General features: G+C 72.1%; 20 protein-coding genes. 18 read left to right on the forward strand and 2 right to left on the reverse strand.

Annotated features, from left to right (window positions below; translation table 11 throughout):
* Positions 1–88 precede the first annotated feature (88 nt).
* From P0Y31_RS06145 to P0Y31_RS06190, 10 genes are all read left to right on the forward strand, one after another.
* The gene (locus tag P0Y31_RS06145) at positions 89–3,007 is read left to right on the forward strand and encodes a LuxR family transcriptional regulator (RefSeq protein WP_275867405.1); all 2,919 of its coding nucleotides are present in this window, start codon (positions 89–91) and stop codon (positions 3,005–3,007) included.
* Positions 3,008–3,085: 78 nt separating this feature from the next.
* Complete coding sequence (locus P0Y31_RS06150; protein ID WP_275868881.1) at positions 3,086–3,877, forward strand: helix-turn-helix domain-containing protein; 792 nt, start codon at positions 3,086–3,088, stop codon at positions 3,875–3,877.
* Positions 3,874–5,292: a Fe-S cluster assembly protein SufB gene (sufB, locus tag P0Y31_RS06155; RefSeq protein WP_275867407.1), complete on the forward strand. Its 1,419-nt coding sequence runs from the start codon at positions 3,874–3,876 to the stop codon at positions 5,290–5,292. The genes P0Y31_RS06150 and sufB overlap by 4 nt, the downstream gene beginning before the upstream one ends.
* On the forward strand, positions 5,292–6,500 hold the full coding sequence (sufD, locus tag P0Y31_RS06160; RefSeq protein ID WP_275867410.1) for a Fe-S cluster assembly protein SufD: 1,209 nt from the start codon (positions 5,292–5,294) through the stop codon (positions 6,498–6,500). Before sufB ends, sufD begins: the two co-directional genes overlap by 1 nt.
* A complete protein-coding gene (locus P0Y31_RS06165) occupies positions 6,497–6,868 on the forward strand; it encodes a non-heme iron oxygenase ferredoxin subunit (RefSeq protein WP_275867412.1) in 372 nt (123 codons plus the stop codon). The genes sufD and P0Y31_RS06165 overlap by 4 nt, the downstream gene beginning before the upstream one ends.
* A 4-nt stretch (positions 6,869–6,872) precedes the next feature.
* Positions 6,873–7,631: a Fe-S cluster assembly ATPase SufC gene (sufC, locus tag P0Y31_RS06170; protein ID WP_275867414.1), complete on the forward strand. Its 759-nt coding sequence runs from the start codon at positions 6,873–6,875 to the stop codon at positions 7,629–7,631.
* A 43-nt stretch (positions 7,632–7,674) separates the two neighbouring features.
* Complete coding sequence (locus P0Y31_RS06175; RefSeq protein ID WP_275867416.1) at positions 7,675–8,958, forward strand: cysteine desulfurase; 1,284 nt, start codon at positions 7,675–7,677, stop codon at positions 8,956–8,958.
* Positions 8,958–9,446: a Fe-S cluster assembly sulfur transfer protein SufU gene (gene sufU / locus P0Y31_RS06180; protein WP_275867418.1), complete on the forward strand. Its 489-nt coding sequence runs from the start codon at positions 8,958–8,960 to the stop codon at positions 9,444–9,446. Before P0Y31_RS06175 ends, sufU begins: the two co-directional genes overlap by 1 nt.
* Complete coding sequence (locus tag P0Y31_RS06185) at positions 9,443–9,772, forward strand: metal-sulfur cluster assembly factor (RefSeq protein ID WP_275807835.1); 330 nt, start codon at positions 9,443–9,445, stop codon at positions 9,770–9,772. The genes sufU and P0Y31_RS06185 overlap by 4 nt, the downstream gene beginning before the upstream one ends.
* Positions 9,773–9,789: 17 nt before the next feature.
* Positions 9,790–10,374 carry an acVLRF1 family peptidyl-tRNA hydrolase gene (locus tag P0Y31_RS06190; protein WP_275867420.1) on the forward strand — a complete coding sequence of 195 codons (585 nt, stop codon included), beginning with the start codon at positions 9,790–9,792 and terminating at the stop codon, positions 10,372–10,374.
* Here the strand turns inward: P0Y31_RS06190 and P0Y31_RS06195 are convergent.
* On the reverse strand, positions 10,368–11,276 hold the full coding sequence (locus P0Y31_RS06195; protein ID WP_275867422.1) for a neutral zinc metallopeptidase: 909 nt from the start codon (positions 11,274–11,276) through the stop codon (positions 10,368–10,370). The genes P0Y31_RS06190 and P0Y31_RS06195 overlap by 7 nt on opposite strands.
* Before the next feature lie 155 nt (positions 11,277–11,431).
* Here P0Y31_RS06195 and P0Y31_RS06200 point away from each other — a divergent pair, with 155 nt between their 5' ends.
* Positions 11,432–13,033, forward strand: a complete 1,602-nt coding sequence (locus P0Y31_RS06200) for an ABC-F family ATP-binding cassette domain-containing protein (protein WP_275867424.1) — start codon at positions 11,432–11,434, stop codon at positions 13,031–13,033.
* 33 nt (positions 13,034–13,066) lie between these two features.
* Here the strand turns inward: P0Y31_RS06200 and P0Y31_RS06205 are convergent, their stop codons facing one another.
* Positions 13,067–14,500: an MFS transporter gene (locus P0Y31_RS06205; RefSeq protein WP_275867426.1), complete on the reverse strand. Its 1,434-nt coding sequence runs from the start codon at positions 14,498–14,500 to the stop codon at positions 13,067–13,069.
* Between the two features lie 145 nt (positions 14,501–14,645).
* Between P0Y31_RS06205 and P0Y31_RS06210 the strand changes: the two genes are divergently transcribed.
* The 7 genes from P0Y31_RS06210 to cobA all read left to right on the forward strand — a co-directional run bounded on the left by P0Y31_RS06210 (position 14,646) and on the right by cobA (position 22,392).
* The gene (locus P0Y31_RS06210; protein ID WP_275867428.1) at positions 14,646–16,037 is read left to right on the forward strand and encodes a wax ester/triacylglycerol synthase family O-acyltransferase; all 1,392 of its coding nucleotides are present in this window, start codon (positions 14,646–14,648) and stop codon (positions 16,035–16,037) included.
* A 162-nt stretch (positions 16,038–16,199) separates the two neighbouring features.
* Positions 16,200–17,897, forward strand: coding sequence for a nitrite/sulfite reductase (locus tag P0Y31_RS06215; protein ID WP_275867431.1), 1,698 nt, complete (start codon positions 16,200–16,202; stop codon positions 17,895–17,897).
* The gene (locus tag P0Y31_RS06220; RefSeq protein ID WP_275807816.1) at positions 17,894–18,097 is read left to right on the forward strand and encodes a hypothetical protein; all 204 of its coding nucleotides are present in this window, start codon (positions 17,894–17,896) and stop codon (positions 18,095–18,097) included. The genes P0Y31_RS06215 and P0Y31_RS06220 overlap by 4 nt, the downstream gene beginning before the upstream one ends.
* Positions 18,094–18,855: a phosphoadenylyl-sulfate reductase gene (locus P0Y31_RS06225; RefSeq protein ID WP_275867434.1), complete on the forward strand. Its 762-nt coding sequence runs from the start codon at positions 18,094–18,096 to the stop codon at positions 18,853–18,855. The genes P0Y31_RS06220 and P0Y31_RS06225 overlap by 4 nt, the downstream gene beginning before the upstream one ends.
* A complete protein-coding gene (gene cysD / locus P0Y31_RS06230) occupies positions 18,852–19,769 on the forward strand; it encodes a sulfate adenylyltransferase subunit CysD (RefSeq protein WP_275867436.1) in 918 nt (305 codons plus the stop codon). The genes P0Y31_RS06225 and cysD overlap by 4 nt, the downstream gene beginning before the upstream one ends.
* On the forward strand, positions 19,769–21,118 hold the full coding sequence (locus P0Y31_RS06235; protein ID WP_275867438.1) for a GTP-binding protein: 1,350 nt from the start codon (positions 19,769–19,771) through the stop codon (positions 21,116–21,118). Before cysD ends, P0Y31_RS06235 begins: the two co-directional genes overlap by 1 nt.
* Positions 21,118–22,392 carry a uroporphyrinogen-III C-methyltransferase gene (gene cobA / locus P0Y31_RS06240; protein WP_275867440.1) on the forward strand — a complete coding sequence of 425 codons (1,275 nt, stop codon included), beginning with the start codon at positions 21,118–21,120 and terminating at the stop codon, positions 22,390–22,392. The genes P0Y31_RS06235 and cobA overlap by 1 nt, the downstream gene beginning before the upstream one ends.
* Positions 22,393–22,400: the final 8 nt, after the last annotated feature.

Here is a 22,400-nt window from a genome sequence, read left to right on the forward strand (position 1 = left end):
GCTGCGCGGCCCGGCGATGACCGCGACGCTCGTCCCAATCGGCCGCCAGCAGGCTGCATTGTCAGAGCACTCCGACATAATCTGCGGTGTGCCACTGGATGCCCCTGCTGGCGGCCTCTTCGTGGGCCGCGACGACGACTGCGAGCGCCTGACGCGCCTGCTGGGTCTCGACTCGGCGGCGGGCCGGACCGGCATGGTCGTCCTCTCCGGCGACGCGGGCATCGGCAAGACCCGGCTGCTGACCGAGCTCACGGCGCACGCCCGCGAGCAGCGGTGGCTGGTGCTCACCGGCCACTGCCTCGGAGAGGTGGGCAGCTCGCTGCCCTACCTGCCGTTCACGGAGATGCTCGGCCGGCTCGAGGCCACGGCCCCCGACCAGGTCGACGCGGTCATCGGGGCCCATCCGCACCTCGCCCGGCTGTTCCCCAGCCGTCGCCGCGGAGGTGGGGTCGACGAGGCCGGCGCCCTCGACCGGGCCGACCTCGTCGAGGCGGTGCACGCCGCCCTCGAGGACCTCGCCCAGCAGGGGCCGGTGCTCGTCGTGGTCGAGGACGTCCACTGGGCCGACCAGTCCTCCCGCGACCTTCTGAGCCTGCTCTTCACGCGGGGCTTCGCCGGCCCGGTGTCGCTGGTCGCCTCCTACCGCAGCGACGACCTGCACCGCCGCCACCCGCTGCGCGCGACGCTGGCCCACTGGGCTCGTCTGGCTTCGGTGCAGCGGCTCGACCTCGCCCCGCTGGCCGACCGGCACGTGCGCGAGATCGTCCGCGGGCTCGGCGGCAGCGAGCTGGGGGAGCGCGAGGTGCAGGCGGTGGTCGAGCGGGCCGAGGGCAACGCGTTCTTCGCCGAGGAGCTCACCGCGGCCAGTGCGCTGGGCAGGCCGGGCTCGACCGAGGACCTCTCGCGCCTGCTGCTCGTGCGCTTCGAACAGCTCGGCGACGCGGGCCAGCAGGTGGTGCGGCTGGCTGCCGCTGCGGGGCGGCAGGTCTCGCACCGACTGCTGTCCGAGGTCGTCGACCTGTCCGACGCCGAGCTCGACGTCGCCATCCGCGACGCCGTCGAGCACCACGTGCTCGTCCCCACCGACACCGGCGGGTACGCCTTCCGCCACGCCCTGCTGGCGGAGACGGTCTACGACGACCTGCTGCCGGGGGAGCGGGTCCGGGCCCACGAGCGGTATGCCGCCGCGTTCGCCCAGGACCCCTCGCTCGGCACCTGGGCGGACCTGGCCCGCCACGCCCTCGCCGCGGGACACCGCGAGGAGGCGCTCGACGCCAGTGCGCGCGCCGGCGACGCGGCGATGGCCGTGGGCGGGCCGGAGGAGGCCTGGCGCCACTACAAGCAGGCACTGGCGCTGCTGGCCGACGACCACCCCTCCGCCGACTCCCTGACCGTGCGCGCCGCCGCGGCCGCCACCAGCACCGGTCGCGCCTACAAGGCGCTCGACCTGCTCCAGGACAGGCTGACCCGCCGGCCGCAGCTCGCCGACGCCGCCGGTCGGGCCGAGCTCCTCGGTGCGGTGGCGACCACGGCCCGGTTGACGGAGAACCCCGTCGACACCCTTGCGGTGACCAAGGAGGCCCTCAGCCTGCTCCCGCCCGAGGACCAGGGGCCGCAGCGCGCCCGCCTGCTCGGCGCCCACGCCCAGGCCCTGGCCGACCGCGGGCGCGACGACGAGGCGACCCGGGCGGGCGACGACGCGATCGCCCTTGCCGAGCAGTACGAGCTGCGGGACGTGGCCGACGAGGTGCGGGTCGTGCTGGCCAAGGTCCGCGAGCGGACCGGCAACCCGGAGGAGTCGCAGCACGCGCTGGAGCGGATCATCGAGGACCCGGCGGTGCAGGGGACCCCGGCCGAGAGCCGCGCCCTGCACCACCTCGGGTCGCTGCACCACCGGGCGGGACGGCTGTCTCAGGCGCTGGAGATCTACCGCCGCGGGGCCTCCCGGGCCAGGGCCGGCGGGCGCGAGTGGGCGCCGTACGCCCTCGAGTGCCGGCTGCTCGGCGGCATCGCCGCCTACGAGCTCGGCGACTGGGCGCAGGCCGAGGAGATCCTGGCGCACGACGGGGGCGACGCGCCGTTGATGGCACGGGCCCTGCTCGACGCCGCACTGCTCTACGTCGCCGCCGGTCGCGGTGACACGGCCGCCCTCGACGTGGTGCCGGGCACCCGCCGCTGGTGGGAGACCGAGGGACTGGTGGCGCTGCTGAGCGGCAGTGCCGCGATCGACCTGCACGGCGACGCCGGAGACCTGCCGGCCGCCGTCGCAGCCCACGACGAGGTCGTCACCCTGCTGAACCGGCTCTGGCGCCCGCGGTTCCAGGCCCGGGTGCGCCTCAGCGCCCTGCTGCTGGGGCAGCTGGCCAGCCATGCCGCCACCACCGCCGGCGCGGCCCGCCAGGAGCTGCTGGTGCGTGGGGAGGAGCTGGCGGCCGTGGCCCGCGAGGTCTGGCAGGAGTCCGACGCCTCGGGCAACGGCGGCCCCGAGGCGCGCGCCTGGGCCGCCAGGGCGCAGGCCGAGCTGCTGCGGCTGCGGTGGCTCACCGGCGCGGACCCCGGTCAGGCTGACCTCGAGGGGGCCTGGTCGGAGGCGGTGCGGCAGTTCGAGGGCTACGGCCACGCGTTCGAGAGCGCGCGGTCCCGGGCCCGGCTCGCGGCGGTGCTCTCCGCGGGCGGGGACCCGCGCGGCGAGGCCGAGGCTGCGGCAGCCACCGAGACGGCCAGCAGGCTCGGGGCCCGTCCGCTGCTCGCCGAGCTGCGACCCCTCACCGGCCACCGCGCCCCGCTGCGCGACGCGGCGGCACGCCCGGCGGAGCACCTGACGCCGCGTGAGCACGAGATCCTCTCGCTGGTCGCCCTCGGCCGGAGCAACAAGCAGATCGGCACCCAGCTGTTCATCAGCGCCAAGACGGCCAGCGTGCACGTCTCCAACATCATGGCCAAGCTCGGTGCCACCGGCCGCGGGGAGGCCGTGGCCGTGGCCCGCCAGCGAGGCCTGCTCGACTGACTCCTCGGGGTTCGGCAGAGGTTAGGCAGACCTTCCTTTCCCCTCTCCCGGCAATTACGTAACATCACTGTTGTGTTTATCGCCGGACACGAACGCCAGGACGGTGCGGCCCAGCCGCAGGTCCTCGAGTCGCGCACGCGCGACCGCGTGCTCCAGGCGATCAGCGAGCGTGGACCCATCACCGCGGCGTCCCTCGCAGACCAGCTCGGCCTGACCGCTGCGGCGGTGCGCCGCCACCTCGACAACCTCGTCGAGCTCGGCCTGATCAGCAGCCGGGAAGCGATCACCGGCCACCGTGGCCGCGGGCGCCCCGCGCGCGCCTACGTCATCGCGGAGGCCGGCCACCAGGCCCTCGAGTCCGACTACGACCACCTCGCCACCGACGCCCTGCGCTTCCTCGCGGACGCCGCGGGGGAGGGCGCCGTGACGCGCTTCGCCCAGCAGCGGGTCGCCGAGCTCGAGGCCCGGTATGCCGCGGAGCTCGCCGAGGCGGGCGAGGACCGGCAGGCCCGTACGGCGGCCCTGGTGAAGGCCCTCACCCGGGACGGCTTCGCGGCCTCCGCGCGCCCCGTGGGGGCGGCGGCCGGCAGCGCGGGCCCGCTCACCGGCATACAGCTGTGCCAGGGGCACTGCCCCGTGCAGCACGTCGCGCGGGAATTTCCCCAGCTCTGTGACGCTGAAACAGATGCGTTCTCGCGGCTGCTCGGCGTGCACGTGCAGCGGCTCGCGACGCTGGCGCACGGCGACCACGTGTGCACCACCTTCGTTCCCACCCCCACTGTCCCGCCCAGGGGCGATGTCGCCCCGGGGCCGAGCGCCATGAGCACGACCACCCCCACCGCAGAAACCACGAAAGGGTCCACGCGATGAGCACCATCGAAGAGCTGAACCCGGGTCTGAAGGACCTCGGGCGCTACGAGTACGGCTGGGCTGACAGCGACACCGCTGGGGCCTCCGCTCGGCGTGGCCTCAACGAGGAGGTCGTCCGCGACATCTCGGCGCGCAAGAACGAGCCCGAATGGATGCTCAAGCTGCGCCTGAAGTCGCTGCGCCTGTTCGACAAGAAGCCCATGCCCAACTGGGGCTCGGACCTGTCGGGCATCGACTTCCAGAACATCAAGTACTTCGTGAAGTCGACCGAGAAGCAGGCGACCACCTGGGACGAGCTGCCCGAGGACATCAAGAACACCTACGACAGGCTCGGCATCCCGGAGGCGGAGAAGCAGCGCCTCATCGCCGGAGTCGCCGCCCAGTACGAGTCGGAGGTCGTCTACCACCAGATCCGCGAGGACCTGGAGGAGAAGGGCGTCATCTTCGTCGACACCGACACCGGCCTGCGCGAGCACGAGGACCTGTTCCGCGAGTACTTCGCCAGCGTCATCCCGGCCGGTGACAACAAGTTCGCCGCGCTGAACACCGCCGTGTGGTCGGGTGGCTCCTTCATCTACGTGCCGCCGGGCGTCCACGTCGACATCCCGCTGCAGGCCTACTTCCGGATCAACACCGAGAACATGGGCCAGTTCGAGCGGACCCTGATCATCGCCGACGAGGGCTCCTACGTGCACTACGTCGAGGGCTGCACCGCGCCGATCTACAAGTCCGACTCGCTGCACTCCGCGGTCGTCGAGATCGTCGTGAAGAAGAACGCCCGCGTGCGCTACACGACCATCCAGAACTGGTCGAACAACGTGTACAACCTCGTCACCAAGCGGGCCACCGCCGCCGAGGGCGCCACCATGGAGTGGATCGACGGCAACATCGGCTCCAAGGTCACCATGAAGTACCCGGCCGTCTTCCTGCTCGGCGAGCACGCCAAGGGAGAGACGCTGTCGATCGCCTTCGCCGGCGAGGGCCAGCACCAGGACGCCGGCTCCAAGATGGTCCACGCCGCGCCCAACACCTCCTCGACCATCGTGTCGAAGTCGGTGGCCCGTGGCGGCGGCCGCACCTCCTACCGCGGCCTGGTCCAGATCATGGAGGGCGCGCACGGCTCGAAGAGCTCGGTCGTCTGTGACGCGCTGCTGGTCGACAACATCAGCCGCTCCGACACCTACCCCTACGTCGACATCCGCGAGGACGACGTGAAGATGGGCCACGAGGCCACCGTCTCCAAGGTGTCCGAGGACCAGCTGTTCTACCTGATGTCCCGCGGCCTCACCGAGGAAGAGGCCATGGCCATGATCGTGCGCGGCTTCGTCGAGCCCATCGCGCGCGAGCTGCCCATGGAGTACGCCCTCGAGCTGAACCGCCTGATCGAGCTGCAGATGGAAGGAGCCGTCGGCTGATGAGCCTTCTGGCAGACAAGCCCCGCCCCACCGAGGGAGCGCACACGCACTCGGCCGAGACGCTGGTCCCGGACCAGTCCCGCGCCGAGCGCAAGACCTCGTATGCCGTCGCGGACTTCGCCGTGCCGGGCGGCCGTGAGGAGGACTGGCGCTTCACCCCCGTGGACCGGCTCTCCGGCCTCTTCGCCGAGGAGGGCAGCGCCGAGCGCGCCGTCACGGTGGAGTCCGAGGCGCCCGAGGGCGTCGAGCTGCTCAGCCTGCCGATGGACGACGAGCGTGTCGGCACCGCCTACCGCCCGGCCGACCGTGCCGCGGTCACGGCCTGGGCGGGCACCGAGCGTGCGCTCTACGTGGGCATCGCCAAGGAGGCCGAGCTCGAGACGCCGGTCTTCGTGCGGCTCACCGGCACCGGCGCAGGCCGCGGCAACGGCCACACCGTCATCGAGGCGGGCCGGCACAGCCGCGCGACCGTCGTGCTCCAGCACTCCGGCTCCGTGCAGCACAACGCCGGTGTGGAGATCCGGGTGGGCGACGGCGCCGACCTGACGGTCGTCAGCGTCCAGGAGTGGGCCGACGACGCGATCCACCTCGCCCAGCACGACGCCCTCGTCGGCCGCGACGCCCACCTCAAGCACGTGGTGGTCACCCTCGGGGGCGAGATCGTGCGCGTGTCGACCAACGCCCGCTACTCCGGTCCCGGCGGCTCGTTCGAGGGCCTCGGCGTCTACTTCGCCGACGCCGGACAGCACCAGGAGCACCGGCTGTTCGTCGACCACGAGGTGCCGCACTGCACCTCCAACGTCGAGTACAAGGGCGCCCTCCAGGGCGAGACCGCCCACACCGTCTGGGTCGGCGACGTGCTGATCCGCGCGGCGGCCGAGGGCACCGACACCTACGAGCTGAACCGCAACCTCATCCTCACCGACGGCGCCCGCGCCGACTCGGTGCCCAACCTCGAGATCGAGACCGGCGAGATCGTCGGCGCCGGCCACGCCTCGGCGACCGGCCGCTTCGACGACGAGCAGCTGTTCTACCTGCAGTCGCGTGGCATCGACGAGGCGACGGCCCGTCGGCTCGTGGTGCGCGGCTTCTTCGCCAGCATCATCGGCCGCATCGGCGTTCCCCAGGTGCAGGAGCACCTCATGGCCGCCATCGACGCCGAGCTGGCCGGCATCGAGTCCGCCGAGCGCAGCGAGGGCGCCGCATGACGGCCGAGCACACCGCCGTGCAGGAGATCACCGACGCCGACTTCGTGCGCGTCTGCCGGCTCGACGAGCTGCCCGAGGTGGGTGTGGCCGCCGCCGACGTCAACGGGACGGTCATCGCGATCGCCCGGGACGAGGACGGTCACGTGCACGCCGTCAACGACACCTGCACCCACGCGAACGTCTCGCTGTCCGAGGGCGAGCTCGAGGGCTGCACCCTCGAGTGCTGGCTGCACGGCTCGCGCTTCGACCTCGTCACCGGTGAGCCCTCCGGCCCGCCTGCCACCGTCCCTGTCGCTGTCTACCCCGTCAAGATCGACGGTGACGACGTCTACGTCGCCGTTCCCAGCCCGAAGAACACGGAGAGCTGAACCTATGTCCACCCTGGAAATCCGCGGCCTGACCGTCACCGTCGACACCGAGAACGGCGTCAAGGAGATCCTGCGCGGCGTCGACCTCACCGTGAAGTCGGGCGAGACCCACGCGATCATGGGTCCCAACGGCTCCGGCAAGTCGACCCTGGCCTACTCCATCGCGGGCCACCCGAAGTACACGATCACCGGCGGCACCGTCACCCTCGACGGCGAGGACGTCCTCGCGATGAGCGTCGACGAGCGTGCCCGTGCGGGCCTCTTCCTCGCCATGCAGTACCCGGTCGAGGTGCCCGGCGTGACCGTGTCGAACTTCCTGCGCACCGCCAAGACGGCCGTCGATGGCCAGGCCCCGAAGCTGCGCACCTGGGTCAAGGACGTCAAGGAGGCCATGGGCAACCTGCGCATGGACCCCGCGTTCGCCGAGCGCAACGTCAACGAAGGCTTCTCCGGCGGTGAGAAGAAGCGCCACGAGATCCTGCAGATGGAGCTGCTGAAGCCGAAGATCGCCGTCCTCGACGAGACCGACTCCGGCCTCGACGTGGACGCGCTGCGGGTGGTCTCCGAGGGCGTCAACCGCGCCAAGGAGAACACCGAGGTCGGCGTCCTGCTGATCACCCACTACACGCGGATCCTGCGCTACATCAAGCCCGACTTCGTGCACGTCTTCGTCGACGGCAAGATCGTCGAGGAGGGTGGCTCGGAGCTTGCCGACCGCCTCGAGGCCGAGGGCTACGACCGTTTCCTGCCGGCCAACGCCTGACCCGGCCGGCGAGCCCACCACCGAGAGCAGCGAGAGCATCCACGTGAGCGCAGCGCCCTTCAGTGCAGGGGAGTCGGCCCGCATCCGGGCCGACTTCCCGATCCTGTCGCGCACCGTCCGCGACGGGAAGCCGCTGGTCTACCTCGACTCCGGCGCCACGTCGCACCGGGTGGTGCGGGCCCTCGACGCGGAGCGCGCCTGGGCCGAGGAGGCCAACGCGGCCGTGCACCGTGGGGCGCACCAGCTCTCGGAGGAGGCGACCGACCGCTACGAGGGCGCGCGCGCCACGGTTGCCGGGTTCGTGGGCGGCCGCGCCGAGGAGGTGGTGTTCACCAAGAACGCCACCGAGTCGCTCAACCTCGCGGCCTACGCGTTCTCCAACTCCGTTGCCGGACAGGTGAAGGACCCGCGCCTCGACCTGCGCGAGGGCGACGAGGTGCTCATCACCGAGATGGAGCACCACGCCAACCTCGTGCCGTGGCAGGAGCTCTGCCGCCGCACCGGAGCGACCCTGCGCTGGGTCCCGCTGACCGACGAGGGGCGGCTGGACCTCGCCCACCTCGGCAGCCTGCTCACCGAGCGCACCAAGGTGTTCGCGTTCGCGCACGTCTCCAACGTGCTGGGCACCGTCAACCCGGTGCGTGAGCTCGCTGACGCTGCACGCGCCGTGGGTGCCCTGAGCGTGCTGGACGCCTGCCAGGGCGTCCCCCACCTGCCGATGGACGTGCGCGAGCTCGGGGTCGACCTCGCCGCGTTCTCGGGGCACAAGATGTTCGGCCCCACCGGCGTCGGCGTCCTCTGGGGGCGTTACGAGGTGCTCGAGCAGATGCCGCCGTTCATCACCGGTGGCTCGATGATCGAGACGGTGCGGATGGAGGGCAGCACGTATGCCGCCCCGCCGCAGCGCTTCGAGGCCGGGTCGCCGAACGCGATGCAGGCCGTGGGCCTGGGGGCTGCCGTCGAGTACCTCCAGGGCCTGGGGATGGACCGCGTGGCCGCCCACGACCACGCGCTCACCGAGGCGCTCCTCGTGGGACTCGCGCAGCGTCCCTGGGTGCGGCTCGTCGGGCCCGCCAACACCACCGACCGGGTCGGGGCCGTCTCGTTCGTCGTCGAGGGCGTGCACGCCCACGACGTGGGGCAGGTGCTCGACGACCAGGGCGTGGCGGTCCGCGTCGGGCACCACTGCGCGTGGCCGCTGCACCGCCGCTTCAGGGCGACGGCGACAGCGCGCGCCAGCTTCGCGGCATACAACACCCTCGACGAGGTCGAGGCGCTGCTGACGGCGCTCGACCGCGTGCCCGAGGTCTTCGGGGTGGCCAGCTGATGGACCTCTACCAGGAGCTCATCCTCGAGCACAGCAAGCGGCCGCACCACGCCGGCCTGCGCGAGCCCTACGACGCCGAGGTGCACCACGTGAACCCCACCTGCGGCGACGAGGTGACCCTCCGCGTGCACCTGTCGGGCTCGGGCCGCGAGGCCGTCGTCGAGGACGTCTCCTACGACACCCTCGGCTGCTCCATCTCCACGGCGTCGACCTCGGTGCTCACCGACGAGGTCATCGGCCACACCGTCGAGCAGGCCCTGGGCACCCACGAGGCGATGCGCGCCATGCTCACGTCGAGGGGCACCGACCCCGGCGACGAGGAGGTCATCGGCGACGGCGTGGCCTTCGCCGGCGTCGCGAAGTACCCGGCCCGCGTGAAGTGCGCCCTGCTGGGATGGATGGCCTTCACCGACGCGTTGAACCGCTCGGGCATCGACACCACCACAGCCACAGACCTCTCATCCGAGACCAGAGGAGAGACAGCATGACCGACACGCAGCAGCTGCCCGCGAACGTCGCCGACGTCGAGGAGGCCATGCGCGATGTCGTCGACCCCGAGCTCGGGATCAACGTCGTCGACCTCGGCCTCGTCTACGGCATCACCGTCGACGCCCAGAACCACGCCGTCATCGACATGACGCTCACCAGCGCGGCCTGCCCGCTGACCGACGTCATCGAGGACCAGACGCAGCAGGCCCTGGAGGGCCTCGTCGCGTCCTACCGCGTCAACTGGGTCTGGATGCCGCCGTGGGGCCCGGACAAGATCACCGACGACGGCCGCGAGCAGCTCCGCGCCCTGGGCTTCAACCTCTGAGCCCTGAGGCCACGCCCGTGACCAGACGGCTCGAGGTCGGCCCCGAGCGGGTCAGCCGCTGGCTGGACGGTTTTGCCGAGCGTCACGACGGCGCCCTCCTCAGCGAGGAGGGCGCCGTCGTGCGTGCCGAGGGCGGGGACGGCGCGGTGGCCGTCTGCACGTCGTTCCCGCACGACCCGCTCGGCCTCGTGCTCGTGCGCAGAGGCGGGTATGCCGTGGGGCTGGCCGTGGAGGGCCGGCTCACCGCGCACAAGTGCGGGACGCGGTACGTCCAGTCGCGGACGGCCGCCGGCGGCTGGTCGCAGCAGCGGTTCGCCCGCCGTCGGGGCAACCAGGCCGACGAGTTGGTGCGAGCGGTGGCCGAGCACGTGCTACGCCTCCTGCCCTCGGGCTCCGGGCTCGAGGGGATGGTCGTCGGGGGAGACCGGGCTCTGGTGCGTTACGTGCTGGCGGACCCCCGCCTCGCGCACCTGGACGAGCTGCCCCGCCGGGAGCTGTACGACCTGCCGGACCCGAAGCTCGCGGTGCTGCAGGACGCGCTGCGGCGGGGTCGCGCCGTGTGGGTCGACCTCGACGAGCCGGACGCCGCTCAGGCTCAGTAGACCGAGTCGACGGCGAAGGTGTCGCAGGAGTTCAGGTTGCCCTTCCGGTAGCCGGTGAGGAACCACTTCTGGCGGGCCTCGGCCGAGCCGTGCGTCCAGGACTCGGGGTTCACCCGGCCCTGGGTCTTCTCCTGGATCCGGTCGTCGCCGACGGCTGCGGCTGCCGAGAGGGCCGACTTGATGTCCGCGTCGGTGAGCGGCTTGAGGTAGGTCACGCCGTTCTTGTCCTTCGTGGTGGCGGCGTGGTTGGCCCAGACCCCGGCGAGGCAGTCGGCCATCAGCTCGACGCGCACGGCGCCGCTCTCGGCGCCCTGGGGGTCCTGCTGCGCCCGGTCCAGCAGGCCGAGGACGTTCTGCAGGTGGTGGCCGTACTCGTGGGCGACGACGTACATCTGGGCGAGGGAGCCGTCGTCGGCGCCGAACTGGGACTCGAGGATGGAGAAGAAGTCGGCGTCGATGTAGATCTGCTGGTCGAGCGGGCAGTAGAAGGGCCCGACCTGGTTGGAGGCGGTGCCGCAGCCCGACTGGGTGGCGCCCTTGTAGAGCACGGTCTTCGCCGGCGGGTAGTCCTTGCCGTAGCGGGGGAGCTCCGCGGCCCAGTAGGCCTGCACCGAGTTCACCGTGCCGATGATGCGGCACTCCACGTTGCGGTTGGCGTCGGCGCCGGTCTTGCACTCGGCGAAGGCGTCGCCGCTCTGCTCGCCGCCGGCCTCGACCTGTCCGCTGCCACCCGGGTCGGTGCCGGTGCCGGGCAGGTCGCCGGGGTTGATGCCGAAGATCATGAGGATGATCACCAGGATGAGGCCGCCGAGACCCCCACCGACCACCATGCCGCCTCGACCGCCGCCCCCGCCGGACGACACCTGCGAGGTGTCGAGCTGGGCGTTGTCGTTGAAGCTCATCGGACCTCCGCGGGGACTGGGCGTGACGGGCTCGCCCTGATCACTCTCGTAGACTAGTGATCTCAGCCCCTCAGCGGCGCAACCGCAACTGATGCGAGCGCCTGCCGCCCTTGCGCGGGCAGTGTGGCACCCGAACCGATGTCTGGAGTTACGTAGTGATCGCCGCCAGCGGGATCGAGCTGCGCGCGGGTTCGCGCCTGCTGCTCGACAATGCCACCTTCCGCATCGCCGCCGGGGACCGTGTCGGCCTCGTCGGCCGCAACGGAGCCGGGAAGACCACTCTCACCAAGGTCCTGGCCGGCCAGGGCCAGCCGGCCGCAGGGAGCGTCACCACCTCCGGGCAGGTGGGGTACCTGCCGCAGGACCCGCGTACGGGCGACCTGCACGTGCTGGCGCGCGACCGGGTGCTCTCCGCGCGCGGGCTCGACCGCATCATCACCGACATGCGCGCCGCCGAGAAGGCGATGGCCGATGCCGACGACGAGACCCGTGAGAAGGCGATGCGCCGCTACTCCCGCCTCGAGGGCGAGTTCACCGCGCGGGGTGGGTATGCCGCGGAGTCCGAGGCCGCGTCGATCGCCTCCGCCCTCGGGCTCGACGAGCGGGTGCTCGGACAGCCGCTGTCGACCCTCTCCGGAGGCCAGCGCCGCCGCGTCGAGCTCTCGCGGATCCTGTTCTCCGGAGCCGAGACGCTGCTCCTCGACGAGCCGACCAACCACCTCGACGCCGACTCGATCGCATGGCTGCGCGACTACCTCAAGGGCTACAAGGGTGGCCTCGTGGTCATCAGCCACGACGTCGAGCTGCTCGACGCCGTGGTCAACCGCGTCTTCCACCTCGACGCCAACCGTGCCGAGGTCGACATCTACAACGTGGGCTGGAAGCCCTACCTCCAGCAGCGCGAGACCGACGAGCGGCGCCGGAAGCGCGAGCTCGCCAACGCGCAGAAGAAGGCCTCGGCCCTCATGGAGCAGGCCGAGAAGATGCGGGCCAAGGCCACCAAGGCCGTCGCGGCACAGAACATGATGCGCCGCGCCGAGCGGATGCTGGCCGGGGTCGAGGGGGAGCGCACCCAGGACAAGGTGGCCAAGCTCCGCTTCCCCGACCCCGCCCCCTGCGGGAGGACGCCGCTGCGGGCCAGCGGGCTGTCGCGGTCCTACGGTTCGCAGGAGGTCTTCACCGACGTCGACCTCGCCATCGACCGCGGCTCCCGCGTGGTCGTCCTCGGGCTCAACGGCGCCGGCAAGACGACCCTGCTCCGCATGCTCGCGGGCGTCGACGCCCCCGACACAGGGCAGGTGGAGCCGGGTCACGGGCTGCGCCTGGGCTACTACGCCCAGGAACACGAGAACCTCGACGTCTCGCGCTCCGTGCTCGAGAACATGAAGTCGGCCGCGCCCGACACCTTCGGCGAGACCGAGGTGCGCAAGGTGCTCGGCTCGTTCCTGTTCAGCGGTGACGACGTCGACAAGCCTGCCGGGGTGCTCTCCGGTGGCGAGAAGACCCGCCTGTCGCTGGCGATGCTGGTCGTGTCGTCGGCGAACGTGCTGCTCCTCGACGAGCCAACGAACAACCTCGACCCGGCCTCTCGCGAGGAGATCCTCGGTGCGTTGCGCACCTACAAGGGCGCAGTGGTGCTCGTGACCCACGACGAGGGCGCTGTCGAGGCGCTCGAGCCCGAGCGGATCCTCCTGCTGCCCGACGGTGTGGAGGACCTCTGGGGCCAGGACTACCTCGACCTCATCTCGCTGGCCTGACGCGGGCACGCGGTCAGCGTGCCCGCCGGCCCGTCAGGCGGTGGCCGGCTGGGCGGCGGCCACCGCGGCGGGGGTCCTGGGCAGCATGGCCGAGGCCACCAGGCCCACGACTCCGATGACGGCCAGCACAGCCAGGGCCAGCGCGTAGGAGCGCTCCGGGGTGGCGGTGATCCCGGCGACGAGGATCGTGCCGGCGACAGCGGTGCCGAGCGACGAGCCCAGGTTGGACACGCTGCGCGAAAGGCCCGAGATCTCGCCCTGCAGCTCCTCCCCGAAGGCCGACTGCACCAGGTTGACGGACGGAGTGAGCATGAGACCGACTCCCATCCCGATCAGGAAGAGTCCGGGGGCGAAGATCCAGGCACTGCTGGCCTCCTTCGACACCGCGAGGGCGACCATCGTGAGGAAGACGGCGATCCCGGCGATGGTGAGGACGAAGCCTGCCAGGATGAGGGTCCGCTGGGCGCGGCGCCTCGCGAACCGCTCGGCGCCGAGGGAGGAGATCAGCAGACCGACCGTGGCTGCTGTGTAGATCACACCGGTCTCGATCGCGTCGTAGCCGCGCACCACCTGCAGGTAGGCCGCGACGGTGAACGAGACGCCCATGAGCATCAGCCACTGGGCGTTCTGGGTGATGAGCCCGAGGTTGGACGTGCGGTTGCGGAACAGGCTCGGCGACAGCAGGGCCTCCTCGCCCGCACGTTCCTTGGCCCGCATCGACAGGAAGAACCACAGCAGGACGAGCGAGCCGGCCGCGACCAGGCCCAGCATGAGCCAGATGTTGTTGTCGGTGGCCAGGATGCCGCTGACGACCAGGATCAGTCCGACGGACGACAGCACCGCGCCGCCGGTGTCGAACGGCCGGGTCGGGTCCGGCGGCAGGGGGTCCTCGACGTGGCGGCTCAGCAGGACGATCACCGCGATGACCAGCGCCTGGAAGACGAAGGCTGCGCGCCAGCTGATCGCCGAGGTGATGAGCCCACCGATGAGCGGTCCCGCTGCTGCGCCGATGCCGCCCGCTGCGCTGATCGCGCCGAACGCGCGGGCGCGCGAGGCCACCCCGGTGAACAGCAGCGTCGTGAGGATGTAGACGGGCGGGATCAGCAGCGCCGTGCCGACGCCCTCGAGGATGGAGTTGCCGAGGATGAGGACTCCCAGCCCTGGCGCGACCGCGCTGAGCAGCGCTCCGATGCCGTAGACGATGAGGCCCAGCGTGAAGAGCCGCTTGCGTCCGTATCGGTCGGTCAGTTTGCCTCCGGGGATCATCAGCGCAGCCATGACGAGCAGGAAGATGGTGATCGCGACCTGGATGCCCTGGACGGTGGTTTCGAGGTCCTCGCTCATGTCGTTGATCATCACGTTCATGTTCGACCCGGCGAAGCTGCAGATGAACTGAGCGAGGGCGAGGGGGACGAGCACCCTCCGGAGGGCCTTCGACGGTCGTCCACTGGCGGCGTGCTCGGCCATGGTGCCTGCCTTCCGGTCGGTCACGGGGTCCGGCGACGACCGTGCGCGTCGCGTCCCCTCGATGGTGTGGTGCTCCCCAGTGCCTCGGCAGGGACCAACGTCCCGTCACCGCCCGTGGCGGGCGCGGCGGTGCCAGACTGCCCGGGTGACCCGCGCGGACCGGCTCAGCGCCCTCGACGCGATCTTCCTGCCGATGGAGACCGACACCCAGTCGCTGCACGTCGGCTCCCTGCTCGTCCTCGAGGGTCCTGCGCCGGACCCCTCCGAGTTCCTTGACCACGTCGCGGCGAGGGTGGCGGCCGTGCCGATCCTCCGTCGACGGGTGCGCAGGATGCCGCTGGACCTCGGCCGGCCGATCTGGGTGGACGCGACAGCCTTCGATCCTGCCGACCAGGTGCACCACGCCGTCCTCCCTGCCCCTGGCGACGACTCGCAGCTGCGCGCCCTGGTGGCCCGGCTCATGGCGCCGCGCCTGGACGCCGAGCGACCGCTCTGGGAGGTGTGGCAGGTCGACGGTCTGGTCGGGGGACGTTGGGCCGTGGTGGCCAAGGCGCACCACACGATGGTTGACGGGCAGTCGGGGGTCGACGTGGTGCGGGCCCTCCTGACCGCTGCACCTGACGGAGCTCCACCACGACCGGCGGTCGACGACCCCCGGCCCACCCCGTCGCTCCTCGGGTTGATGGGTGACTTCCTGGCCTGGCTGGTCGCCCTGCCACTTCGCGCGATCCGGCTGGTCGTGTGGTCGCTCCTGGCCCCTCGGGAGGCTCGACGCCGGGTCGAGCAGCTCCGGTTCGGGCTGGCCCAGGTGCTCCGGCCAGACCTGCCGCCATCGATCCTCAACGGCCCGTTGAGCTGCCGAAGGGTCTGGGGCTGGGCCGGCGCCGACCTCGCCGACGTCACCGGGGTCGCACGGACCGCGGGGTGCACGGTCAACGACGTCTTCCTCGCCTCGCTCACGGGCGGCTACCGCCGGTGGCTGCTGAGCCGCGGGGAGGCCCTGGACGGTCTGGTGCTCCGGGCGATCGTGCCGGTGTCGCGCCGGGTGCCCGGACAGCCCGGGAGGAGGGGAAACCTCGCCTCGGCCATGTTCGTGGAGCTGCCCGTCCACCTGCCCGACCCCGCGGCTCGGCTGGCTGCGGTGGCCGCGCGGACGGCCGAGCAGAAGGCTCGTGAGGTGGCCGACGCGACGGCAGCTGTCGTCCGGATGGCCGACCACATCCCCGCGGCACTCTTCGCCCACGGGGCCCGGGCCTACGGGCGCTCGGGCCAGGGGCGGGTCAACGTCGTCGCGTCCAACGTCCCCGGCCCGGTGGAGCCGCAGTACCTCGCCGGCCGGCGGCTGCTCGAGCTCGTGCCGTACGTCCCCACCGCGCAGGAGATCCGGGCCAGCGCGGCGATGGTCACCTACGCAGGCCGGCTGACGGTCGGCATCACGGCGGACGGCGAGGCCCTCCCCGACGTCGACCTCCTCATCGGCGCTGTCGAACGAGAGCTCGGCGACCTCGTGACCGCACTCGGCCGGTCTCGGTCCTAGGGCGCAGCCCGCCTCGAAGGCCCGGCCGGAGGGGGCAGGGACGGCCGTGGGAGTACCCCCGCCGGCATGATCAGATAATGGACAGTTATGCATCGCATAACGAACCCGGATGCACACTTGACGTCACGCAGCCCCAGCCCCCCGGCATACGAAGGAACGCCCGTGTCAGTCGAGACGACGCCGCGCCACGCCCCCGTCGCCCGCCCCAACCGGCAGGCAGGCAAGGCCACCGGCGCCTGGGCCGAGGGCGACCGCACACCGCTGAACCACAACGAGGAGTTCAAGGCCGCCGATGACGGCCTCAACGTGCGCGCTCGCATCGAGGAGGTCTACGCCAAGGAGGGCTTCGCCTCGATCACGCCGGACGACCTGCGCGGCCGGATGCGCTGGTGGGGGCTCTACACCCAGCGCAAGCCCGGCATCGACGGCGGCCAGACCGCCTCGCTCGACCCGGCCGAGCTCGACGACCAGTACTTCATGCTGCGCGTGCGCAGTGACGGCGGCGCCCTCAGCACCGAGCAGCTGCGCACCATCGCCGGCATCAGCACCGAGTTCGCCCGCGACACCGCCGACGTCACCGACCGGCAGAACATCCAGCTGCACTGGATCCGCGTCGAGGACGTCCCCGAGATCTGGCGACGCCTCGAAGCGGTCGGCCTGACCACGGCCGAGGCCTGCGGTGACACCCCCCGCGTGATCCTCGGCTCCCCGGTCGCGGGCATCGCGGCCGACGAGGTGGTCGACGGCACGCCCGCGATCCGGGAGATCCTGGAGAGGCACATCGGCAGCCCCGAGTTCTCCAACCTCCCGCGCAAGTTCAAGACCGCGATCTCCGGCTCGCCGAGCCTCGACGTCGCCCACGAGGTCAACGACATCTCCTTCGTCGGTGTGCACCACCCCGACTTCGGGCCCGGCTTCGACGTCTGGGTCGGCGGTGGCCTCTCCACCAACCCGATGTTCGCCCAGCGGCTGGGCACCTGGGTCTCGCCCGCGGAGGTGCCAGAGGTCTGGAAGGGCGTCGTCTCCATCTTCCGCGACCACGGCTACCGCCGGCTGCGCAACCGGGCCCGGCTGAAGTTCCTCATGGCCGACTGGGGCCCCGAGAAGTTCCGCGAGGTGCTCGAGAAGGACTACCTCGGCCGCGCCCTCGTCGACGGCCCCGCGCCGGAGCTTCCCAGCGACCACCGGCGCGACCACGTCGGCGTCCACCCGCAGAAGGACGGCCGGTTCTGGGTCGGCGGCGCCCCGGTCGCCGGCCGCGTCAGCGGCAGCACCCTGTATGCCGTGGCGGAGCTGGCCGAGCGTCACGGCTCGGCCCGCGTGCGCCTCACCGCCCACCAGAAGCTCCTCGTGCTCGACGTGCCCGAGCACGCGACCCGGGCCGTCGCCGACGGGTTGGAGGCCCTCGGCCTGCCCACGGCTCCGAGTGAGTGGCGGCGCGGCGTGATGGCCTGCACGGGTATCGAGTTCTGCAAGCTCGCACTGGTGGAGACCAAGGCCCGCGCCCGGACCGTCGTGGCCGAGCTGGAGCGCCGCCTGCCCGACCTCGATGTGCCCTTCTCGATCCACGTCAACGGCTGCCCGAACTCGTGCGCGCGCACCCAGGTGGCCGACGTGGGCCTGAAGGGCATGGTGCAGAAGGGCGACGACGGCAAACTCGTCGAGGTCTTCCAGGTGCACCTCGGCGGCAGCCTCGGCAGCGAGCCGTCGCTGGCGCGCAAGACCCGCGCGCTGAAGGTCCGTGCCGACGACCTGCCCGACTACGTCGAGCGGCTCGCCGGGCGCTACATCGCGCAGCGCGCGGCGGGGGAGTCGTTCGCCGCGTGGGCCCGGCGAGCCGACGAGGACGACCTGAGATGACCCGTCACCGCGCGACCACCGCCATCTACCACTGCCCGTTCTGTGCCGAGGAGGACCTGCGCCCCGTCGCCGAGCCCGCCGGTGCCTGGGCGTGCCAGGCCTGCGCCCGGGTCTTCACCGTCGAGCTCGTCACCGTCGACACCACCCAGATCCCCGGCCGCGTGGCCGAGGAGCAGGCCCTGAGAGGAGGACAGCCGTGACCACCACCACCCCAACCAGGCGCGAAACGAGCGAGCTGCGTACCCTCGTCGCCGCCGGGGCAGCCCGCGCGGACGAGGCGGCCGCAAGGCACGCCGAGGCCGGGCACGACCCCCACGAGGTCGTGGTCGAGCAGTCCCGGGCGGCCCTGCGCTGGGCTGCGGAGACGTTCGGCGACCGCCTCACCACCGCGAGCAGCATGGGCGACGAGGTGCTGGTGCACCTGCTGGGCACGACCGTGCCCGGTGCCGACGTCTTCTTCCTCGACACCGGCTACCACTTCGCCGAGACCCTCGGCACCCGTGACGCGTACGCGATGCTCCCGCTGCGGATCCGCACCGTCACGCCCCAGCAGACCGTGGCGGAGCAGGACGCCCAGCACGGACCTCGTCTGCACGAGCGGAACCCCGACCTGTGCTGTGCCCTGCGCAAGGTGGCCCCGCTGGAAGAGGCCATCTCCGGGCACGACGCGTGGGTCACCGGGATGCGCCGTGAGGACGCACCGACCCGCACGGACGTCGACATCGTGGGGTGGGACGCCCGCCGGCAGATCGTGAAGCTCAACCCCATCGCCCTCTGGACCCAGGCAGACGTCGACCGCTATGTCGCGGAGCACGACGTGTTCCTGAACCCGTTGCGGCAGAGCGGGTTCGCCTCGATCGGCTGCGCGCCCTGCACCCGGCCGGTGGCCGACGGAGAGGACCCCAGAGCCGGCCGGTGGGCCGGCAGGAACAAGACGGAATGCGGACTGCACACATGACCCAGGCACTGCCAGCCAACTACGTCCTCGACCACCTCGACCACCTCGAGTCGGAGGCGATCCACATCTTCCGCGAGGTCGCGGGTGAGTTCGAGCGACCGGTGATCCTCTTCTCCGGCGGCAAGGACTCCGTGGTGATGGTGCACCTGGCCCGCAAGGCATTCGCCCCGGCGCCGCTGCCGTTCCCGTTGCTGCACGTCGACACCGGTCACAACTTCCCCGAGGTGCTCGACTACCGCGACGCCACCGTCGAGCGAATCGGCGCCCGTCTGGTGGTCGCCCGGGTGCAGGACTACATCGACGACGGGCGGCTGCGCGAGCGCCCCGACGGCACGCGCAACCCGCTGCAGACCGTGCCCCTGCTCGATGCCATCGAGACGAGCCGTTTCGACGCCGTGTTCGGTGGGGGCCGTCGCGACGAGGAGAAGGCCCGGGCCAAGGAGCGCGTGTTCAGCCTGCGTGACGCCTTCGGGGCCTGGGACCCGCGCCGCCAGCGGCCCGAGCTCTGGGACCTCTACAACGGACGCCACACGGCGGGCGAGCACGTGCGCGTCTTCCCGCTGTCGAACTGGACAGAGCTCGACGTCTGGCGCTACATCGCCCGTGAGGGCATCGAGCTGCCGGAGATCTACTACGCCCACGAGCGCGAGGTGTTCCAGCGCGACGGCATGTGGCTGACCGCGGGTGAGTGGGGCGGACCCCGCGAGCACGAGACGAACGAGAGCCGCCTCGTCCGCTACCGCACCGTCGGCGACATGAGCTGCACCGGTGCCGTCGACTCCGACGCCGCCGACGTCGAGGCCGTGATCCGTGAGGTCGCCGCCAGCCGGCTCACCGAGCGGGGCGCCACCCGCGCCGACGACCGGCTGTCGGAGGCCGCCATGGAGGACCGCAAGCGACAGGGGTACTTCTGATGACGACCACTCTTCCTGCACCCGCCGCCGCGGCACAGCCGGCTGCGGCCACTGCTGCGGGCCACGACCTGCTCCGGCTCGCGACCGCCGGCAGCGTCGACGACGGCAAGTCCACGCTCGTGGGCCGCCTCCTCTACGACACCAAGTCGGTGCTCACCGACCAGCTCGACGCCGTCGAGCGGGTCAGCCGCGACCGGGGCCTCGAGGCCGCCGACCTCGCCCTGCTCACCGATGGCCTGCGCGCCGAGCGCGAGCAGGGCATCACCATCGACGTCGCCTACCGGTACTTCTCGACGGCCACCCGCTCCTACGTCCTCGCCGACACCCCGGGCCACGTGCAGTACACCCGCAACATGGTCACCGGGGCGTCCACCGCCGAGCTGGCGCTGATCCTCGTCGACGCCCGGCACGGGGTCGTCGAGCAGACCCGGCGACACCTCGCGGTCACGGGCCTCCTCGGCGTGCGGCACGTCGCCCTGGCCGTCAACAAGATGGACCTCGTGGGCTGGGACGCCGAGACCTTCGGTGACATCGTCGGCGAGTTCGCGCGGCTGGCGGGCCGTTTCGGCATCGACGACATCGCCGCCGTGCCGGTGTCGGCGCTGCTCGGGGACAACGTCGTCGAGCGGTCGCCCAACACCCCCTGGTATGCCGGACCCACCCTCCTCGAGCACCTCGAGTCGGTGCCGGTGGGGACCAACCCCGCCGTCGAGCCGCTGCGCTTCCCCGTGCAGCACGTCGTGCGCCCGCGCACTCCTGAGCACCCGGACTACCGCGGGTACGCGGGCCGGTTGGCCTCCGGCGTGGTCCGCCCCGGCGACGAGGTGGTCGTGCTGCCCTCCGGACGCCGCACCACGGTGGTGGGGATCGACCGGGCAGGCCCCGACGCCGCGGTGCGCGAGGAGGAGGTCGCCTTCGCGCCGCAGAGCGTGGTGCTGCGCCTGGCCGACGACATCGACATCTCCCGCGGGGACACCATCACGGCCGCGGACCGCCCCAGCCGGACGACCCGCGCCCTGAGCGGGACGGTCGCCGTGCTGGCCGAGCGGGTGCTGCGCAGCCGGGACCGGGTGCTGCTCCGGGTCGGCACCCGCACCGTGCGCGCCATCGTCGAGGATGTCGTCGACCAGCTCGACATCGAGACGATGGAGCAGCGCCCCGCCCCGGATGGGCTGTCGCTCAACGCGATCGGCCGAGTTCGGTTGAGGCTGGCCGATGACGTCGCCATCGACGACTACCGCGAGCTGCGCCGCACCGGCGCGTTCCTCCTCATCGACGAGGCCGACGGCGCGACGCTGGCGGCAGGCATGGCCGAGGCAGCCGACCGCAGCGCCGGCGAGGGCATCTGATGGACGCCGGGTACCCGATCACCCTCGACCTCACCGGTCGTCGGGCCGTCGTCGTGGGCGGCGGGCCCGTGGCCACCCGGCGGGCGAGGAGCCTGCTCGCGGCCGGTGCGGCTGTCGAGGTCGTCGCGCCCTGGGCGACCGAGGACCTCCGCGAGGAGGCGAGCGCAGGGCGCCTGGTCTGGCACGAGCGCGACTACCTCGTGGGCGACCTCGTCGACCCCGCGCCGGCGTGGCTGGTGCATACCGCGACCGGCGACCGCGACGTCGACCAGGCCGTGGCCGCCCACGCGGAGGCCGCGCACATCTGGTGCGTGCGCGCCGACGAAGCGGCCGCCTCGTCCGCCTGGACGCCGGCCGTCGCGCGCGGCAGCGAGCGCACGCCCGCCGAAGGCCTCACGGTGGCCGTGACGGCCGGCGGCGACCCCCGCCGGGCGACCGCTGTGCGCGACGCCGTCCTCGCCGGGCTCGAGAGTGGCACCCTGCCGGTGCGCCGGGTCCGGCCCGCTGCCGCACAGGAGGGCGGGCCACACGTCGGCTCGGTCGCCCTCGTCGGTGGCGGTCCCGGCGCCGACGACCTCGTCACCGTGCGGGGTCGGGCACTGCTCGCGGCAGCCGACGTCGTCGTCACCGACCGCCTCGGGCCGCGGGGCCTGCTCCGAACCCTCGCGGCCGACGTGGAGGTCGTCGACGTCGGCAAGACCCCCGGCAACCACCCGGTGGGCCAGGACCGCATCAACGAGATCCTCGTCCACCACGCGAAGGCAGGGAAGAACGTCGTGCGCCTCAAGGGCGGCGACCCCTTCGTCCTCGGCCGGGGTGGTGAGGAGGCCCTCTTCTGCGCGCAGCACGGCATACCGGTCGAGGTGGTGCCGGGCGTGACGTCAGCCGTCTCCGTGCCCGCAGCGGCCGGCATCCCGGTGACCCACCGCGGGATCACCGCGTCCTTCGTCGTGGCGTCGGCCCACGAGGGTGCCGACGTCGTGACGACCGCGCTCAAGGACGCCCCCGCCGACGCGACGCTGGTCCTGCTCATGGGCGTCAGCCGCCTGAGGAGCACCGCTGCCGGCCTCATCGCCGCGGGCCGACCTGCGGGCACGCCCGTCGCCCTCATCGAGTCGGGGTGGACCGAGGGGCAGCGCACCACCGTCACGACGCTCGAGCACGCGGCGAGCGACGCCGAGGCGGCCGGGGTGCGCGCGCCGGCGATCGTCGTGGTCGGCGACGTGGTGCGGGTGCGTGAGCAGCTCGGCGACCTCGCGCGCAGGCCGGCGTAGCCTGCGGC

This window comes from Knoellia sp. 3-2P3 (assembly GCF_029223115.1).
Lineage (GTDB): Bacteria > Actinomycetota > Actinomycetes > Actinomycetales > Dermatophilaceae > Pedococcus_A.

What these genes read in the sequence shown, in the direction of transcription:
- sufB (WP_275867407.1), top strand. Translation starts at nt 3,874, where the DNA reads ATGAGCACCATCGAAGAGCTGAACCCGGGTCTGAAGGACCTCGGGCGC.
- sufD (WP_275867410.1), top strand. Translation starts at nt 5,292, where the DNA reads ATGAGCCTTCTGGCAGACAAGCCCCGCCCCACCGAGGGAGCGCACACG.
- P0Y31_RS06165 (WP_275867412.1), top strand. Translation starts at nt 6,497, where the DNA reads ATGACGGCCGAGCACACCGCCGTGCAGGAGATCACCGACGCCGACTTC.
- sufC (WP_275867414.1), top strand. Translation starts at nt 6,873, where the DNA reads ATGTCCACCCTGGAAATCCGCGGCCTGACCGTCACCGTCGACACCGAG.
- sufU (WP_275867418.1), top strand. Translation starts at nt 8,958, where the DNA reads ATGGACCTCTACCAGGAGCTCATCCTCGAGCACAGCAAGCGGCCGCAC.
- P0Y31_RS06185 (WP_275807835.1), top strand. Translation starts at nt 9,443, where the DNA reads ATGACCGACACGCAGCAGCTGCCCGCGAACGTCGCCGACGTCGAGGAG.
- P0Y31_RS06195 (WP_275867422.1), bottom strand. Translation starts at nt 11,276, where the DNA reads ATGAGCTTCAACGACAACGCCCAGCTCGACACCTCGCAGGTGTCGTCC.
- P0Y31_RS06205 (WP_275867426.1), bottom strand. Translation starts at nt 14,500, where the DNA reads ATGGCCGAGCACGCCGCCAGTGGACGACCGTCGAAGGCCCTCCGGAGG.
- P0Y31_RS06220 (WP_275807816.1), top strand. Translation starts at nt 17,894, where the DNA reads ATGACCCGTCACCGCGCGACCACCGCCATCTACCACTGCCCGTTCTGT.
- cysD (WP_275867436.1), top strand. Translation starts at nt 18,852, where the DNA reads ATGACCCAGGCACTGCCAGCCAACTACGTCCTCGACCACCTCGACCAC.
- P0Y31_RS06235 (WP_275867438.1), top strand. Translation starts at nt 19,769, where the DNA reads ATGACGACCACTCTTCCTGCACCCGCCGCCGCGGCACAGCCGGCTGCG.
- cobA (WP_275867440.1), top strand. Translation starts at nt 21,118, where the DNA reads ATGGACGCCGGGTACCCGATCACCCTCGACCTCACCGGTCGTCGGGCC.